The sequence below is a fragment of the Capilliphycus salinus ALCB114379 genome (assembly GCF_047276495.1).
Classification (GTDB): domain Bacteria; phylum Cyanobacteriota; class Cyanobacteriia; order Cyanobacteriales; family Microcoleaceae; genus Capilliphycus; species Capilliphycus salinus.
In genome coordinates this window covers 3,389,014-3,404,964 of the sequence record NZ_CP178543.1, presented here as the reverse complement: position 1 = coordinate 3,404,964, position 15,951 = coordinate 3,389,014, and the positions used below count along the sequence as shown (strand labels likewise).

Here is a 15,951-nt window from a genome sequence, read left to right as displayed (position 1 = left end):
TATTGACGAACGAACAGGCGATCGCATTGCTATTCTTCCAAATTGTATCGCTCTATCAATTCTTGAATGTCATCATCTTCCAAAAAGCGATCAACTGCTAAATTCAGGAGCTTGTTCATCGAAGTTTCCTTAACTCCAGCAAGTCGCTTTAACAGGCTGTAAACCTCCTGAGACACGGTTAGCCTCAGTTCCTTGTGATCCGCTTTCCTCGGCATAAGTTGATCTACTCTTCAATTTCGTCAATTCGATGACGCTCAATTAAATCTTGATTATCCGGTTTACTGAAATGTTCTTCTAGAGCAATCTGCACCGTCTCGCTAATGCTCTGATTTTTGATAGCACTCAGAACCCTCAGAATTCTCTCGATATCAGAGGTGAGATAGATTCTCAGGCTTTTCTTACCAGCAGACATAAAAAGTATAAAGACACACTGACCTATAATCTCACATTAGCTTAGTCACTTGTGCTTATGTGACTATAAGTGTATAATCAGTAAAATCTTATCAAGGCTAAACCGATGGTTACACTCACTGATGATGAAGCAGCGTTGATCAAATCCATCCTAATCGCACTCAGACAGATCAAGGTTCGCGATATCGATCAAGCGTTGGTCATGTTGTCGAAAGGGGAAACGGCTAAAACCAAAATTCTCAAACGGAGGGTAGAAAAATGATTGTATTGACAGACGAACAGGCTAATGCAGTTCATCGCTTGTTAACTTGTGTTCTGTTGAATGAACCCTATCAAATCTCAGACGTAGAAGATGCGTTAGTTTGGATATCACCGGAAAACCGACAAATTCTTTGTCCTTTTGATTCGTTGTGGTCAAAAAATTTGGCTGAATAAATTGTTCGGGAGTTGAGAAATCGACCGTAAACTGTTGAAATATTTGAAAAATGGCAGGGTTAATATCCATAGAAGTTGGGTTGAGTGGAAACAGCGCCCAACTTCATTTTTAGTATTCTAATTTGACAAAATTTCAAGAAAACGATTGCATAAGCCGAAAACCCTCAAAAATAGATTATAGGTGATAATACAGTTAAAGTTTTGTGGTTTAAAAGTTGTGGTTGTATCGGAGGAACCATGTCTCAACTCAAACGCCGTCATTTCCTGCAACTCGCCGGATCGACGCTGGCGACACTAGGTCTAAGTCAACTGGATTTTTTTCGAGATGCAGAAGGTTATGGTCGAGTTCTTGCTCAAAGTACACCCCGTAAATTAGCATTGTTAGTAGGAATTAATGAATATCAAGGAGCCAATCAATTAAATGGTTGTCTTACTGATGTAGAGTTACAGAAAAATTTACTTATTCATCGCTTCGGGTTTAAATCGGACGATATTAAAATTGTGTCGGATAACTCTGACATGAAACCCACCCGTGAGAATATTATTCAAGCCTTTCGAGAACATTTAATCAAACAAGCCAAACCTAATGATGTTGTGGTGTTTCATTATTCCGGTCATGGCGATCGCATAAAAGACCCATCTCCATTAGATTTTGAAGCTTGTCGTCTAGCCGGAGACTGTAGCTTCAATGGCACAATCGTACCTCAAAACGCCAAGCCTGTAAACATAGAAGCATCAGAAGTAGAAGTCTCCCACATTATGGGACAAACCTTATTTTTGTTGACAAGCTTGCTTCAGACCGAAAAATTTACAATGATATTAGATAGCTGTCATTCGGGTGCAGGAACACGAGGAAACGTTGTGGTTCGGGCTGCACGTCGGCAGGTTGGGAGCGAACAAATCTTAGTACCGAGTTCGAGTGAATTAGAACTACAAAAAGAACTTATCGCCGAGTTGAATTGGTCTGAAGATGAATTTCTCAAACGGCGACAAACGGGAATTGCTAAAGGGATTGCTTTGGGTTCTGCTCAACGAAATCAACTGGCAATTGATGCTCTATTTGAGGGGTTTCATGCCGGAGTCTTTACTTATTTATTAACCCGTTATCTCTGGCAATTGACCTCCGAGCAACCCGTAGAAGCAATTTACGTCAATCTGAAGCGGAGTACAAACAGTTTAGCGACTGCAAAAGAATCCACAATCAGACAGCAACTCCCAACATTTGAATATCAAGCAGGAAGTAGTTTTAAGCAAGAGCCGTTATTTTTTCTAGACTTAAAAACACCCGCTGCTGAAGCCGTAATTACAAACATAAAGGGAGAAACAATAGAGTTTTGGTTGGGCGGTGTGGCATCGCAAAACCTAAAAACTTCAGGAGAAGGCGCAGTTTATTCAGTGTTAGATGAGTCGGGACAGATAGTAGCAGAAATTCAACAAAACTCTCGGGTTGAAGGGTTATTTGGAATCGGAAAACAAACTTCCGGAGACTCATCAGCGATTAAAGTGGGTCGGCTATTACGAGAAAAAATTGTTGGAATTCCAGCAAATCCTAAGCTTGAACTGGCTTTAGATGAATCTTTGAGAGCCGATTTAGCAACGGCACAGGCCGAATTGCAATCCAATCGAAGAATTGAATTAGTTCCTCAAAATCAACTCACAGAGAGCGGATATTTCTTAGGACGATTTACCGAAGAACATCAACAGCAACAAAGCGAAATTAATCCCGACTTTGAACTTCCAGCAGTAAGTAGTGTGGGACTGTTTCAAGCTGACTTAACTCCGGAGAGTCAATCTTTTGGTCGTTTGGATGAACCGATTGTGGTTGCTATTAATCGATTGCAGCCGAGATTTCAACGGTTATTAGTCAATCAAATTTTAGGACAATTGTTGAATGCGGGTCAAGGTTCAACGCTGAAAGTTAAAGCAAAAGTGTCTGGAGGTGGGCAAGTCTTAGAAGTAGCGAGTCGAGGAATTGATGAGGTTAAAAATGCAAATATTCCGGTTCAATTTCGTTCGGGAACTCGGTTACAAGTTCAAGTCAGTAATGAAAGTAATCAGGATCTTTATCTAGCAATTTTACTCATTAGCGCACAAGGAGATATGAACACGTTCCATCCAACAAACTGGGATGCGCCTGAAGAAGAATCGTTATTCAGTGCGGGAGAGGTAAAAGAACTACCTCCTCCTGGAGAATCTCTGGAACTAACAGGAACATCAGGTTTTCCAGAAATTCTAATTTTGGCGAGTCAAGAACCCCTGCGAAAAACCCTCAAAGCCTTACAACAAATTGCAGCCAGTCGCGGACAATCTCGGGGTCGGTTGGGAGGTCTTCGAGGAGATGAATCTTTGGGGGTAATTGATAGTTTACTGGGAGATTTAACAGAACTAAAACGCAGTGGAGATGGTGGATTTCGACAAGGAAGCGATGAGGGTAGCCAAGGTTCAATCCCCTATCAAACCTCAACAATGGCGGTGCTTTCGGCTGTGCTGGAAGTCACGGCTTGATTTGGATGAATTATACTATAAAGTATTCAACTGGAGGAAATGATGACTGTTGCCAAAGATTTAGAAACACTCCAACCGGAAAACCAATTAGAGGAAATTGAATGTCCTCCCACAGATTTAGAAAGTAAGGAGCCGCCATTGGAAAGTTATTTGCATCTACAACAGTTGTTGCTGTTAATGAAGTGTTTGGACTGGTTGTGGCAAGACAGAAACGATTATTTTGCGGCGGGAAATCTGACGATTTACTACAGTACAGAACAGGTCAAAACCAATGATTTTAGAGGGCCGGATTTCTTTGTGGTTCTCAATACCGAACGCAAACCCCGCAAAAGTTGGACGGTGTGGGAAGAAGGGGGAAAATATCCCAACGTTATTATCGAACTGTTATCAAATTCAACCGCAAATGTAGATAGAACAACGAAGAAAAAGATTTACCAAGATACTTTCCGAACGCCGGAATATTTCTGGTTTTCACCGGATAGCTTAGAATTTCAAGGGTTTGAGATTATTCAAGGAGAATATCAAGAAATTTATCCTAATGAACAAGGACAATTGTGGAGTCAACAGTTACAACTATTTTTGGGAATACATCAACAACAGTTGAGATTTTTCACACCCGAAGGGGTATTAGTTCCGACTCCCGAAGAATCCGCGAAAACCGAAAAACAGCAACGAGAAATCGCCGAACAACGGGCAATAGAAGCGGAGGAAATAGCTGAAACCGAACGTCAACAAAAACAAGCCGAACGCGATCGCAATGAACGGTTAGCGGCTAAGTTGCGAGAGTTAAATATTGATCCAGATACTTTATAATAGTAATATTGAACTGGAGGAAATGATGACTGTTGCTAAAGATTTAGAAACACTCCAACCGGAAAATCAACTAGAGGAAATCGAATATCCACCCGGAGATTTAGATAGTAAGGAGCCACCATTGGAAAGTTATTTGCATCTACAACAGCTATTGCTGTTAATGAAGTGTTTGGACTGGTTATGGCAAGAACGAACTGATTATTTTGCGGCGGGAAATCTAACGATTTATTATAGTCCCGAACAAAAGAAAACGGAGAATTTTAGAGGGCCTGATTTCTTTGTAGTTTTCAATACCGAACGCAAACCCCGCAAAAGTTGGGTGGTGTGGGAAGAAGGGGGAAAATATCCCAATTTAATTATCGAATTATTATCAAATTCGACGGCAAATGTAGACCGCACCGACAAAAAAGAAATTTATCAAGATATCTTCCGAACTCCCGAATATTTTTGGTTTTCTCCAGAGACGTTAGAGTTTAAGGGTTTTGGTTTGTTACAGGGAACTTATGAAGAACTCCAACCCAATGAACAGGGCAGACTTTGGAGCAAACAATTAAACTTATTTCTGGGAGTTTATGAAGGAAAATTGAGGTTTTTTACACCGGAAGGTGAGTTGGTTCCGACTCCCGAAGAAGCAGCTAAAATGGAGAAACAGCAACGAGAAATCGCCGAACAACGAGCGTCAGAAGCGGAGGAAACAACCCGAACAACTCAGGAAGAACTGGAAGCCGAACGCCAACAAAGACAAGCCGAACGCGATCGCAATGAACGGTTAGCTGCAAAGTTGCGAGAATTGAATATTGATCCGGACACCCTGTAATTTTTATGTTCCTCTGATAGTGATTTCATCCTCCGATCAAAATACTATGCCTGCTAGGGATATTTATCATCAAACGGTCAAAAAAGCACTGATAAAAGATGGCTGGACTATCACTCATGATCCTTTACGAATTCGATTGGCAAGAGGTAGAAACCTGTTTGTTGACCTGGGTGCTGAACGGTTGCTGGCTGCTGAACGCAATACTGAAAAAATAGCCGTTGAAGTCAAGAGTTTTACCCGTCCTTCCGAAATGAAAGACCTTGAAGAAGCTGTGGGTCAATTTGTTCTGTATTCTCGCTTATTAAAGCGCTATTATCCCGACTATACTCTTTATTTAGCCGTGAGTGATAACATCCGAAAAACAGTCTTTGAAGAAGAAGCAGGTCAAACATTAATTGAGGATGGTATTATCCGCTTATTCAGTTTCGATCCAACTTTAGAGGTGATTATTCAATGGATTCGCTAAAATCTTCCTATCGTGATGTAATTGAAAACCTGTTGAAAAATTATGCCGAGTTTTTGGCCGGCGATGAAATAGAACTTGAACTGGTTTTTGATCGAGAACGCGATCGCTATTTGTTGGTCGAAACAGGCTGGCAAAATGATTATCGCATTTACGGAACAGTATTACATATTGATGTGATTGACGATCAACTTTGGATTCAGCATGATGGGACTGAAGACGGGGTGGCTTTGGAGTTAGTCGCCGCCGGAATTCCGAAAGAAAAAATTGTCTTGGGTTTTAAGCCGCCTTCCGAACGAAAATATACAGAATTTGCAACTCACTAAGCTGTTAATTTACAATCGGAATGAAAATGGAGTTTTAAAAATATGGCATTACCAAATACTACCCTAAAAAAGATTACTCAAGAGGTTATTTTAAAAGTGTTATATGTAATCTCAAATAGCCCCCCTTTGTCCCCCCAACTTTGGGGTTGCCCCCCTTTGTCCCCCCAACTTTGGGATAGCCCCCCTTTGTCCCCCCAACTTTGGGGGGAAATTTCAAAGTCCCCCATTTTTAAAAGTCCCCCAGAATTGGGGGATTTAGGGGGCGGGGATTTAGGGGGCGGGGATTTAGGGGGCAAACACAAAACATTTTATACTTTTCAAACCTCCTCTAGCTGAGAAGAATCAAAACTGCATATCTGACTCAACCCCAAAAATAGGTTAGAAGTGAAGTGATATCTACCCCGGTCGGAATTCCCATGTTGAACCTCAAAGCGTTAACCCTGGCGGTTGTTGTGGGTGTGTTGAGTCCAGTTCTATCGATGAACGTTCTGAATGTACCTCAAGTTCTCGCACAAACCCCCGATGAACGAAAAGCAGAAGCAGATCGATTATTGCAGCAAGGAGATCAACAGTTAGCATCGGGTCAATATCAAGCCGCTTTACAATCTTTTCAACAAGCATTCCTGCTTTCTCGTGAAATCTCTTACACTGAAGGAATTATAGCAGCAACTGTTCAAATAGCAAATGCCTATGCTTATCTCGGAGAGACTGAAAAAGCAAGTGAACTTTTTGAATTATTTTTGAAAGTTGCACAAGAAACCAATAATTCTGAGTTGGAAAAATTAGCTCGACATAATTTGCAGTTATTAGAAAATCTACGCAATCCGAAAAAGGTCGAAGCAGATCGATTATTTCAACAAGGTCTTCAACAACATAAAACAAGCCAATTTCGAGAAGCGTTGCAGTCTTTTCAACAAGCATTAAAAATATATCAGGAAATAGGCGATCGCTTTGGGGAAGGGAGTTCTCTGAACAATTTGGGCAATGCTTACCATAGTTTGGGGCAGTATCATCAGGCGATAGATTTCCATCAGCAGTCGTTAACCATTGCCCGAGAAATAGGCGATCGCGATGGGGAAGCGGCTTCTCTGGGCAATTTGGGCAATGCTTACTACAGTTTGGGGCAGTACCATCAGGCGATCAAATTCGATCAGCAGTCGTTAACAATTAACCGAGAAATCGGCGATCGCAATGGGGAAGCTGGTTCTCTGGGCAATTTGGGCAATACTTACAATAGTTTGGGGCAGTACCAGCAAGCCATAGAATTCCATCAGCAGTCTTTAGCCATTAAACGAGAAATAGGCGATCGCAATGGGGAAGCTGGTTCTCTGGGCAATTTGGGCAATACTTACAATAGTTTGGGGCAGTACCAGCAAGCCATAGAATTTATCGAGCAGTCTTTAGCAATTTCACGAGAAATAGGCGATCGCAGAGGGGAAGCCAATTCTCTGGGCAGTTTGGGCAATGCTTACTTATTTTTGGGGCAGTACCATCAGGCGATAGAATTCCTTCAGCAGTGGTTAACGATTGCACGAGAAATAGGCGATCGCAATGGGGAAGGGACTTCTCTGGGCAATTTGGGCAGTGCTTACTTTAGTTTGGGGCAGTATCAAAAAGCGATAGAATACCATCAGCAGTCTTTAGCCATTGCCCGAGAAATAGGCGATCGCAATGGCGAAGCTAGATCTCTGGGCAATTTGGGCGGTGCTTACGAGATTTTGGGGCAGTATCAAAAAGCGATAGAATTCCATCAGCAGTCTTTAGTCATTTTTCGAGAAATTGGCGATCGCTTAGGGGAAAGCCGTTCTCTGGGCGGTTTGGGCGGTGCTTACCGTAATTTGGGGCAGTACCAAAAGGCGATAGAATTCCATCAGCAGCACTTAACCATTGCACGGGAAATCGGCGATCGCTTAGGGGAAAGCCGTTCTCTGGGCGGTTTGGGCAATGTTTACTTTAGTCTGGGGCAGTATCAAAAAGCCATAGAATACCTTCAGCAGCAGTTAACCATTGCACGAGAAATCGGCGATCGCAATGGGGAAGCACTTTCTCTGAACAATTTGGGTGCAGCTTTACTCAACCTTGACAAACCAGCAGAAGCAGAAGTTGAGTTGAGGAAAGCAATTGATGTTTATGAATCTCTCCGAATCGACTTAGAACAGGACTCAGATAAAGTTTCGATTTTTGATACCTATCTTGATAGCTTTCGCTCCCTTCAAATGGCATTAATCGCTCAAAATAAAACTGATGCGGCTTTAGAGATTTCCGAAAAAGGTCGCGCCCGAAGTTTGATTGAACTGATGTCCGAACGATTGAATGATGGTCAGCCGGGTTTAGTTCCCACAGCTGAACCTCTCAACATTGAGCAAATTCAGCAGATTGCTAAAAATAAAAATTCTACATTTGTTCAGTATTCTATTATTCGCTCTCAAGATGATGATATTTCGTCACTACTCTATATTTGGGTAGTTCAACCAACAACAGGTGAAGTTACTTTTAAAGAAGTTAATTTATTGTCTCTCAATACTCCCCTCCGTGAAATTGTTGATAATAGTCGGATTGATATTGGTGCGAGGGGTCGCAACGGAGATGGTGATTTTGCTGTTAGACTCTCTCCACAGACTCAACAAGAACGACTCGCCAAACAAACCGCCAATCTCCGCCAACTCCACGACCTTTTAATTCAACCGATTGCCGATTTATTGCCTACAGATCCTTCAGAAAAAGTGGTATTTATGCCGCAGGGCGAATTATATTTAGTTCCGTTTCCGGCGTTGATGGATGAGCAGAACCAATACTTAATTGAAAAACACACTATTCTCACTTCTCCCTCAATTCAATTGCTGGATGTTGCCCGTCAATCCCACACCGAAAAACAGAACAATCCCGCTTCTGAAGTGTTAATTGTCGGCAATCCAACCATGCCCGAAGTCTGGAACCCGAATAGTGATCAAATGGAACAACTTTCAGCTTTACAAGGGGCGGAAGATGAAGCCTTTGCGATCGCCGAGAAGTTCCAAGTTAAACCGTTAGTTTGGGGCGAGGCTACCGAATCTATTGTAACACAAAAAATGCGGAATGCGCGATTAATTCACCTGGCAACTCACGGACTGTTAGAATATGGTATTCCCGAAGAATCTGGGGTATTGGATGCGCCGGGAGCGATTGCTTTGGCGCCTTCAGCAGATGCGGACGGACTGTTAACTTCTCTCGAAATTTATAACATGAAACTCAACGCCGAGTTGGTGGTATTGAGCGCTTGCGATACCGGACGGGGTAAAATTTCGGGGGATGGAGTGATTGGTTTATCTCGGGCATTTTTGCAGGCGGGTGTTCCCAGTTTAATCGTTTCGTTGTGGAAAGTTCCCGATGATTCAACCCAGTTTTTAATGACTAAATTTTATGAATATTGGACGGGAGATACCGATAAAATTGTTGCGTTACGTCGGGCGATATTAGAAACAAAAGAAAAGTATCCCGAACCCATTAATTGGGCTGCGTTTACCCTCGTTGGAGAAGCACAATAAAGATTAACCTCTCCCTAACCCTTGACCCCCACCAACCTCCCCCTAAAAGGAGGAGGCCAATTTCTTCTCCCCTCGCCTTCTTCTACTCCCCTCTCCTCGTAGGAGAGGGGTTGGGGGAGAGGTCAAGAGGGGTTGGGGGAGAGGTTCTTGATTCTCCCCTCGCCTTCTTCTACTCCCCTCGCCTCGTAGGAGAGGGGTTGGGGGAAAGGTTCTTAAGAAGGTAAACAAAGTTCTTTAACCGTTTCGTTTATTAACCCTTTCAAATCCTCAGAAGGAGACTCAACAGATAACACTTCCTGCCAAAACTCAGACCAAAGTTTCTGACTCGCAAAATAATCGGCCCGTTGTAAGATTGCCCCATCACCTGTAATATTTTTATCCTCCAATTCTTCCTCTAACTTTTGTAAATCTTGAGTAATAGAATTCCGTTCTTCGGGAGTCATTATCCTCAACGAAATCGGACGATAATCAATCGGAGGGCTGGTTGAAACCTGAAGTTCATAAACTTGACCGGGTTTGAGTACAGTTCCAAGCGTAACTTGATAAAGTTTCAACGGAGTAGAAGATTCAGTTTCAGTATTTAATTCTATCTGATTTTCCGCCGAAATCTCTTGACTCCAAACGACCTTTTCATTACCTTGTTCTCGAATTTCAACTTTAGTTAAAACTCCCGTCCAGGTGAAAGTCGGACGTTCATTCCAAACCCGTTCAACCTCAGAAAATTGATTGGGTGCAATGGGACAGAAATCATCCCCTTTACTCCCTCCTTCACTCCCTTCTTCTGGCGGGGGTTCACTCCGAGGAAAAAATCGACGCCAAAGACTTTCTCTTTCAAAACCTTCTTCATCCTTGGGTTGACTACCACTTAAAAACATCCAGGAAGTTTCGGATAAAACTTCGGCTTGAAAAATCGTTGAAAAACTTACAGAGATTAGAGAGAAAGCAATAACTTTAGCAAGAATAAGTTGATATAAATTCATCAGAGTTTACCCCTTTTTCGATTAAGTAAGTTAGGTACAGCATAAACCAAAATCATTGTTACGGGAATCAAGATTGGCAATAGAATAGAAACCGAAACATAAAGTTGTAGACTAATCCATCCATAAATTAGTGTTCCACCCGTTACCAATAGTATCAGCTTTCTCCGAGAAAACTCGGCTTTTTTTAGAAGAATATTCAGACCTTTACCAATCGGAATAAACAACCAAAGAAGCCATAAGTCTGGCACAGAAATCACGGAACGTTGTTGAAGGAAATGGTTAAATAAATAGGCATGAACTTTACCCCCAACAAATAAAGGACAGGACTCTTGAGATTGAGATATTTTTTGCCAATAGCAGAACGCTGGAGGTGGAGGTAAATTATCTTCTCCAAAACTATTAATTCCCGCCGTTCGATATCCTCCCGGTATGATTAAAATGACAGATTGTTGATATTTTTGTTGCAGTTCATCGGGTTCACTTGATAAAAAATCTTGGGCGGATATAGTTTCATAAACAGATTGGGCTGGAATCGAAAAATCGGTAATTGGATGAAGCCAATATTGCCTAAAACCATAACCTATCTGGGTTATACCCAAAGGCTGCATCCAATTTTTTAATAATTTATCGGTTAATTCTATAGGTTTTTTTTGCCAAAATAAATCATTTTCGGATTCACTATAAACCTTTGCCAAAGCTAACAAATAACTAAGGGGAAAAGGGCGTTCCTCTGTTGAGAGCGGTAAAAGTGTCATAAAACGACCGTTTCGCCAAAGACGAGTATCTCCTTGCCAAGTTTGATGAGTTGTAAATTGGTTTAATGTCCAGAGTCGATATCCGGGTTTTGTACCTCGACTTGTTGCAAATATGAACAGAGTATCCAAAGACTTTGCACGATTTAACGCCGTTTCTAATACCTGGTCTTCTTCCGGCAGCGGGGTATTTAAAATATAATCAATTCCGATTATTTTCCGATTGATTTGAGTCGCCTGATTAACCAATTGAGCCAAATATTTACGACTGATTAAAATAGGGTCAGAAAATCCAGCAGCAACCAAAGAAGGTTCATCAATTTCAACTAATAAAATAGACGGTTTTGTTTGAGGAATCTGTCCGGTTATATCCCGATAAACGGCTTGAACTCCTACCCGGTGTTCGAGTAATTGATACTGAACTGGAAGTTGCCAACTTAAAATAGACAAACCCGCCAAAGCAACAAGTTCATACCATTTTGGACGAAAAAACTGCTTCAAAAGTTCTCGCCAACCCGAAGGTTGAAGCCGAAACCATTGAGTATTAGGATAGCAAAATAGAGACGGAATTAAATAAGCCGAAGGATAGGTGAAAGATTTCTCGACTTTGAGAAACTTACAAGCCGCAGTTAAGGATTCCTGAACGTCTTTGTATCTAGCTAAATTTTGCAAGAATTGTAACAGAAACTCCTGTGCAACTTGATTGTGAATGGGTTCCCGCATCACCGCAACTTGACTCAATCCCAAGTTAATCAAACTCTCGGCAATTTTCAAGCCGTTGCAAGAATTAAATAGTGCAAATTGCAATCCGTTATTCTTGGCAATTTCTAGCTGATGGATAATATCTTTAATTTGCAGAAACTCTCCCGGTGCAATTCCTAATTCTCCCCCCGTCATCTGAGTTTCGTTGCTATGTCCGGCGAAAAACAACACATCCCAACCCTTTTCATCGGTAATGGCTTGCTTGATGTCTGTTTCCAACTTCGGGATAGATTTTCCCGGTTTCCAACCTACCGTTTCAACCGTTGCTAGGGGTTTCAGTTGGTTTTGTAGAGCGAGTAAATCTTGCTGAAAATTAAGATGACCATCCCCACCAATAATCGCCAAAATTCGCGGACGAGAACGTTTAACTGGAGGAGAAGGAGGGGCGGTAATATTGTTAGGAATTCGAGAAATGTAGAGCAAGTCAGAAGTTGCAAACTCAACGCCAATTTCCCAAGACTCCCAAGGGAGTTTTTCTAATTCAGGAGAACCGCAAATTAGAAACAGATTAACAGTTTGATGAGGAGAGTCTTGACGACAAATTTCAGCAATTTTTGCTCGAATCTCAAACAGTTGATGGCTGCGTAACCATTGATTAAAATCATAGAGTAAACGAGTTTCTGCTTCCACCAAACGACCTTTCCAATCGGTTACAGAGGGTGAAATTGTTCCACTTCCGCCCGATTTCCCCCGCAAGTTATCGTCTGTGTCATCTCGATTAAATGAGGGTTGAGCTTGATAGAAATTGATGTAAGCTCTCCGCCAATCTTCATAGAGAACCATTAACGTTTGCGGAAATGGAACCTGAGTAGAAAGTCGTTGTCCGGATTGCGTTGTTAACTCAAATAGACAAGATTGTTCGACCTGTTGAATATACAATTGCAGCATGATAGTTTACCTATAAACTAACCAATAAAAGTGAATGGCGGTAAAGTGATAGCCGTTCCGTTCGGAAAGTGAATCGTCACGAAAAACTGTTCATTATAAGCCCCAATCACTTGAGCATAAATGTAGTCTTGTGTGGGATTAGTTAGTACAGGTTCTTCTAAGACCTGCAACTCATCTCGAACGGTTAGTTGAGTTCCCACAGGTAAACTTGAACTGGGTTGAGAAGTAAGCAAAAGTAATAGCGTCCATTCGGGAGAATTTATATTAGTATTAATTTGCCAAGTTGTCACATACAACCGCATGGCAATCTCACCCCAAACTAAATCTCTATAAGCGGTTCTAGCTTCGAGAGGAATCACCAATTGAGCTTGATTTCTTAACTCAGTTACCGCATCTGTAAACAGTTCCATTGGACTTCTTAAGTCTCGAAAAGCGGAACTATAACTTAGGGGTGGGAGTAGCGTCCAAGATAATTCTTCGGCGATTTGACCCAACTGATTTTTTAACCAGTGACCCACATTTAAAGCGGGTTTAATGGCTTGAGATAATCTTTGTTGACTGCTAACCGCTTCGGGTTCAAAACACCGCAAATATAACAACAAGTTATCCGGTTTAAATTCAAACCACTCGGTTGAAAACAACGCCAGTTCGTCATCGAGAATAATGGGATTCTGTTGATTAAGTTGTGCTTGAGTCAAATATCCCAAAACGGAAACATTCACTTGTTCTTCAGCGTCTTCTAAAACAGGTACATCTTCTATGACTTCAATCAGAACATAAAAACTAGACTGTGGTTGAGAATTTTCGAGAATCACTCTGGGAACACAAACTTCCGAATTCTGGGAACTGTCCGTAACAATTAAATTGAGTCTGAAGTTACCTACATTTAGCTGATGGATAGACGAGTTTGATAACTGAGTTGAATCCTTTTCTATCGATAATTCGGGAGCGCGTTGACGCAGCCATTCAATTATGCCCAATCGTGCTAAAATATTTAGGTAAGCTTGCCATTGTTTTCTGGTATGAGTGGCTAGAGTTTGACTCATATCTGCCGCCAAATTAACCTGTTCTAACGTCAGAAAAATACTGTCTTCGGTCAGGAAGTTTCCGAGATTCATGCTGTCATATTCCATAGTTGTGTTTTTCATGGTTTTAACGTCCAATTCTAGTGTTTAAAGTTGAAAGTGTGATTCGACAAGACGACAGAGACGGCGATTAAATAAGCTCTCGCGGGAACAATTAAAACTCATCGTTTCTCGCTCGGCTTCGGCAATTATTCGGTCAATTTCTGCGGCTACAGCCTGTTCCAAATGTTCCAATTGAGTTGGGTTCGTATAATAACCCGCGAGTTGGATAACTTGTTCTTTCAAGATAACAAGTAACCGTTTCTGGATATCCTGTCGCAGGGTTATTAACTGTAACAAACGAGTGACTTGATATTGTTTTTGTAACCCAACTTTCTTGGCAATATCACTCATCGGTTGACTCAGACAATAGAGTTGCAAGGCTTGAATAAAAATTTTATCTTTCGGGGGTTTGCGTTTTTTAAAATAACTCAAACGGTCATTCAATACTTGTAAAATCGCTTGGTCGAGTTGGGTGAGAAGTAATTGACGGTAACGCTGCAAAAACTCCCCCATTTCCCCTTCAGTTTCATCAATTGTTTCTTGAGGGGTATTATCGACAAGAGGTTCTCGTTGGGGTTGACGCGAACGCCGAATGAACTCCGCCAAAGATTCCAACTCTTCTAACAGATCATCGGGAGTATAATTTCTGATTCCTTTTTCCTCCAAATCTGCTATAATTCTATTTAACTGCTCGGAGTTGGGGGGCTGACAGCGAGAACGGGAACGGGAACGGTTTTTTTGCAGGCGATCGCTTAAATAAACCGTTTGGTAACTGTCTAAAATTTCCCCCGATTTTTGTGCTAAAATCGAACTATAGTTGTAGACTTCTGTAAGCAACCGTTCCAACTGTTTGGGGTGATAATTATTGAGAATTGACCAGTCACTTTGTAAGTGTACTCCACAGTCCCAAAGAAAGCGATTCAGTTCAGGATGAGACTTCACCAGTCGCGCCGTCCAAGTGCTGAGTTGACCCCGTTCCGGGTTGAACGTTCGGAGAATTTTATCCGCCAAAGATTCGTAGTTTGTATCAGTTTTCGAGGTAGAACGGGGAAGCAATTCAAAATCATCGAGAACAAAAGGGAGTAAATCTATTTGATTAAAACCGCCCATTTCTCCAAATCTTCTCGCTAATTCCGAACAGGTTTGTTCAATTTGTTGAGAAATAAAACATCGCAAACAAAATTCAGCCCCGAGTCGGGTTTGTGAATCTTCAGGCGTTGTTTCCGAACGCATCAGATGAACCAATTGTCGCTGAATGACACCATCCGGAACTTCCGGGTTAATTAATTGGGTAAACTGCTGTTGAAAGAAGGCTTTGGCTGTGGGAATTTCTTCCACCTGGCGCCTTCCTCCCGAGTCCAACCTCACCCAACACCAATATCGCAATGCAGAACCCATGAGATTTTGAATGACCTCCAAATAGACGCTTATTTTGCCCTGCCACTTCTACATATTTAGGGGGAACTGACCTTATGCAATTGTAGGGGTTCCGATGCCCAATAATCGTTTAATAATCTGAACGACGGTATAAAGTTGGTTGTCTCTGCGGGTGGAAAGGGTGAACTTATCGGATAAATCATACTGTTTTTGTTGACTATCCAACTTCACAAATAGAAAATCCTCCCCAGTTGTCATTAAGCCAAATACAGGCTGTTGAGAATTAGACCCCATTAAATAAGCTAAAGTTTGGGGTAAAGCTTGCATGACGCTAAACCCATACCGTTTGCTTTCTATTAATACCAACCACAATTTGTTTTGAACCACCAAAACATCAATTAATCCTCTCAATGTTGTGTCACCATTTTCTATTTCTACCTGTACAAATTTCTCGCTACGGATTTTAAACGGGGGGTCGCACAATCCCAACAATTCCAATAATGGAGAAACCATGATAAAATTAACAGTACCTTCGGTTATCGCCCCGTCTGCTTCATAATAACGATAGCGATTTTTCAATCGGTCTAATACTTGTTTTTCAGTTGAGGAGAGTTTGGGAAATTCTTCCAACCATTCCGTAAAAAAGTGAGAATCAGTTGTGGGAGTTAGTCCGAACTTTTCGTGGGCTTCGTACAGATTGGTAATCGCTTTGTTAATACCGACGGTTTGAGTCATAATTAATAGGTAGAATTATTGAATTATTTTGTAGGT

General features: G+C 41.6%; 14 protein-coding genes. 8 read left to right on the top strand and 6 right to left on the bottom strand.

The genetic code is table 11. The annotated features are described in order from the left end of the window. Positions 1-223: 223 nt before the first annotated feature. Positions 224-412, bottom strand: coding sequence for a hypothetical protein (locus tag ACL6C3_RS14155; RefSeq protein WP_413167835.1), 189 nt, complete (start codon positions 410-412; stop codon positions 224-226). 105 nt (positions 413-517) lie between these two features. Here ACL6C3_RS14155 and ACL6C3_RS14150 point away from each other — a divergent pair, with 105 nt between their 5' ends. The 8 genes from ACL6C3_RS14150 (at position 518) to ACL6C3_RS14115 (ending at position 9,294) form a co-directional block, all read left to right on the top strand. Further along, positions 518-673 (top strand): hypothetical protein, encoded by a 156-nt coding sequence (locus tag ACL6C3_RS14150; protein ID WP_413167834.1) that lies wholly within the window; start codon positions 518-520, stop codon positions 671-673. Next, on the top strand, positions 670-846 hold the full coding sequence (locus ACL6C3_RS14145; protein ID WP_413167833.1) for a hypothetical protein: 177 nt from the start codon (positions 670-672) through the stop codon (positions 844-846). The genes ACL6C3_RS14150 and ACL6C3_RS14145 overlap by 4 nt, the downstream gene beginning before the upstream one ends. Before the next feature lie 237 nt (positions 847-1,083). Further along, positions 1,084-3,351 carry a caspase family protein gene (locus ACL6C3_RS14140; RefSeq protein WP_413167831.1) on the top strand — a complete coding sequence of 756 codons (2,268 nt, stop codon included), beginning with the start codon at positions 1,084-1,086 and terminating at the stop codon, positions 3,349-3,351. 42 nt (positions 3,352-3,393) lie between these two features. Next, on the top strand, positions 3,394-4,164 hold the full coding sequence (locus ACL6C3_RS14135; RefSeq protein ID WP_413168326.1) for a Uma2 family endonuclease: 771 nt from the start codon (positions 3,394-3,396) through the stop codon (positions 4,162-4,164). A gap of 25 nt (positions 4,165-4,189) precedes the next feature. Next, a complete protein-coding gene (locus ACL6C3_RS14130) occupies positions 4,190-4,981 on the top strand; it encodes a Uma2 family endonuclease (RefSeq protein WP_413168324.1) in 792 nt (263 codons plus the stop codon). Between the two features lie 46 nt (positions 4,982-5,027). Continuing rightward, on the top strand, positions 5,028-5,447 hold the full coding sequence (locus tag ACL6C3_RS14125; RefSeq protein ID WP_413167830.1) for a XisH family protein: 420 nt from the start codon (positions 5,028-5,030) through the stop codon (positions 5,445-5,447). Beyond that, positions 5,435-5,770, top strand: a complete 336-nt coding sequence (locus ACL6C3_RS14120) for a XisI protein (protein WP_046278325.1) — start codon at positions 5,435-5,437, stop codon at positions 5,768-5,770. The genes ACL6C3_RS14125 and ACL6C3_RS14120 overlap by 13 nt, the downstream gene beginning before the upstream one ends. A 416-nt stretch (positions 5,771-6,186) precedes the next feature. Further along, entirely contained in the window at positions 6,187-9,294 is a 3,108-nt protein-coding gene (locus tag ACL6C3_RS14115) for a CHAT domain-containing protein (RefSeq protein ID WP_413167829.1), read from the top strand. A gap of 212 nt (positions 9,295-9,506) precedes the next feature. Here ACL6C3_RS14115 and ACL6C3_RS14110 read toward each other — a convergent pair whose 3' ends face one another. From ACL6C3_RS14110 to ACL6C3_RS14090, 5 genes are all read right to left on the bottom strand, one after another. After that, entirely contained in the window at positions 9,507-10,274 is a 768-nt protein-coding gene (locus ACL6C3_RS14110; RefSeq protein ID WP_413167828.1) for a hypothetical protein, read from the bottom strand. After that, a complete protein-coding gene (locus ACL6C3_RS14105) occupies positions 10,274-12,676 on the bottom strand; it encodes a CHASE2 domain-containing protein (RefSeq protein ID WP_413167827.1) in 2,403 nt (800 codons plus the stop codon). Before ACL6C3_RS14105 ends, ACL6C3_RS14110 begins: the two co-directional genes overlap by 1 nt. Before the next feature lie 17 nt (positions 12,677-12,693). Beyond that, entirely contained in the window at positions 12,694-13,824 is a 1,131-nt protein-coding gene (locus ACL6C3_RS14100; RefSeq protein WP_413167826.1) for a DUF1822 family protein, read from the bottom strand. Positions 13,825-13,848: 24 nt separating this feature from the next. Beyond that, entirely contained in the window at positions 13,849-15,201 is a 1,353-nt protein-coding gene (locus ACL6C3_RS14095) for a hypothetical protein (RefSeq protein ID WP_413167825.1), read from the bottom strand. A 72-nt stretch (positions 15,202-15,273) separates the two neighbouring features. Continuing rightward, on the bottom strand, positions 15,274-15,915 hold the full coding sequence (locus ACL6C3_RS14090; protein WP_413167824.1) for a type I restriction endonuclease subunit R: 642 nt from the start codon (positions 15,913-15,915) through the stop codon (positions 15,274-15,276). Positions 15,916-15,951 lie beyond the last annotated feature (36 nt).

Bases quoted from the DNA above. Each gene is read 5' to 3' on its own strand.
- ACL6C3_RS14145 (WP_413167833.1), top strand. From the start codon at position 670: ATGATTGTATTGACAGACGAACAGGCTAATGCAGTTCATCGCTTGTTA.
- ACL6C3_RS14135 (WP_413168326.1), top strand. From the start codon at position 3,394: ATGACTGTTGCCAAAGATTTAGAAACACTCCAACCGGAAAACCAATTA.
- ACL6C3_RS14090 (WP_413167824.1), bottom strand. From the start codon at position 15,915: ATGACTCAAACCGTCGGTATTAACAAAGCGATTACCAATCTGTACGAA.
- ACL6C3_RS14125 (WP_413167830.1), top strand. From the start codon at position 5,028: ATGCCTGCTAGGGATATTTATCATCAAACGGTCAAAAAAGCACTGATA.
- ACL6C3_RS14100 (WP_413167826.1), bottom strand. From the start codon at position 13,824: ATGAAAAACACAACTATGGAATATGACAGCATGAATCTCGGAAACTTC.
- ACL6C3_RS14095 (WP_413167825.1), bottom strand. From the start codon at position 15,201: ATGGGTTCTGCATTGCGATATTGGTGTTGGGTGAGGTTGGACTCGGGA.
- ACL6C3_RS14140 (WP_413167831.1), top strand. From the start codon at position 1,084: ATGTCTCAACTCAAACGCCGTCATTTCCTGCAACTCGCCGGATCGACG.
- ACL6C3_RS14120 (WP_046278325.1), top strand. From the start codon at position 5,435: ATGGATTCGCTAAAATCTTCCTATCGTGATGTAATTGAAAACCTGTTG.
- ACL6C3_RS14110 (WP_413167828.1), bottom strand. From the start codon at position 10,274: ATGAATTTATATCAACTTATTCTTGCTAAAGTTATTGCTTTCTCTCTA.
- ACL6C3_RS14105 (WP_413167827.1), bottom strand. From the start codon at position 12,676: ATGCTGCAATTGTATATTCAACAGGTCGAACAATCTTGTCTATTTGAG.
- ACL6C3_RS14130 (WP_413168324.1), top strand. From the start codon at position 4,190: ATGACTGTTGCTAAAGATTTAGAAACACTCCAACCGGAAAATCAACTA.
- ACL6C3_RS14150 (WP_413167834.1), top strand. From the start codon at position 518: ATGGTTACACTCACTGATGATGAAGCAGCGTTGATCAAATCCATCCTA.
- ACL6C3_RS14155 (WP_413167835.1), bottom strand. From the start codon at position 412: ATGTCTGCTGGTAAGAAAAGCCTGAGAATCTATCTCACCTCTGATATC.
- ACL6C3_RS14115 (WP_413167829.1), top strand. From the start codon at position 6,187: ATGTTGAACCTCAAAGCGTTAACCCTGGCGGTTGTTGTGGGTGTGTTG.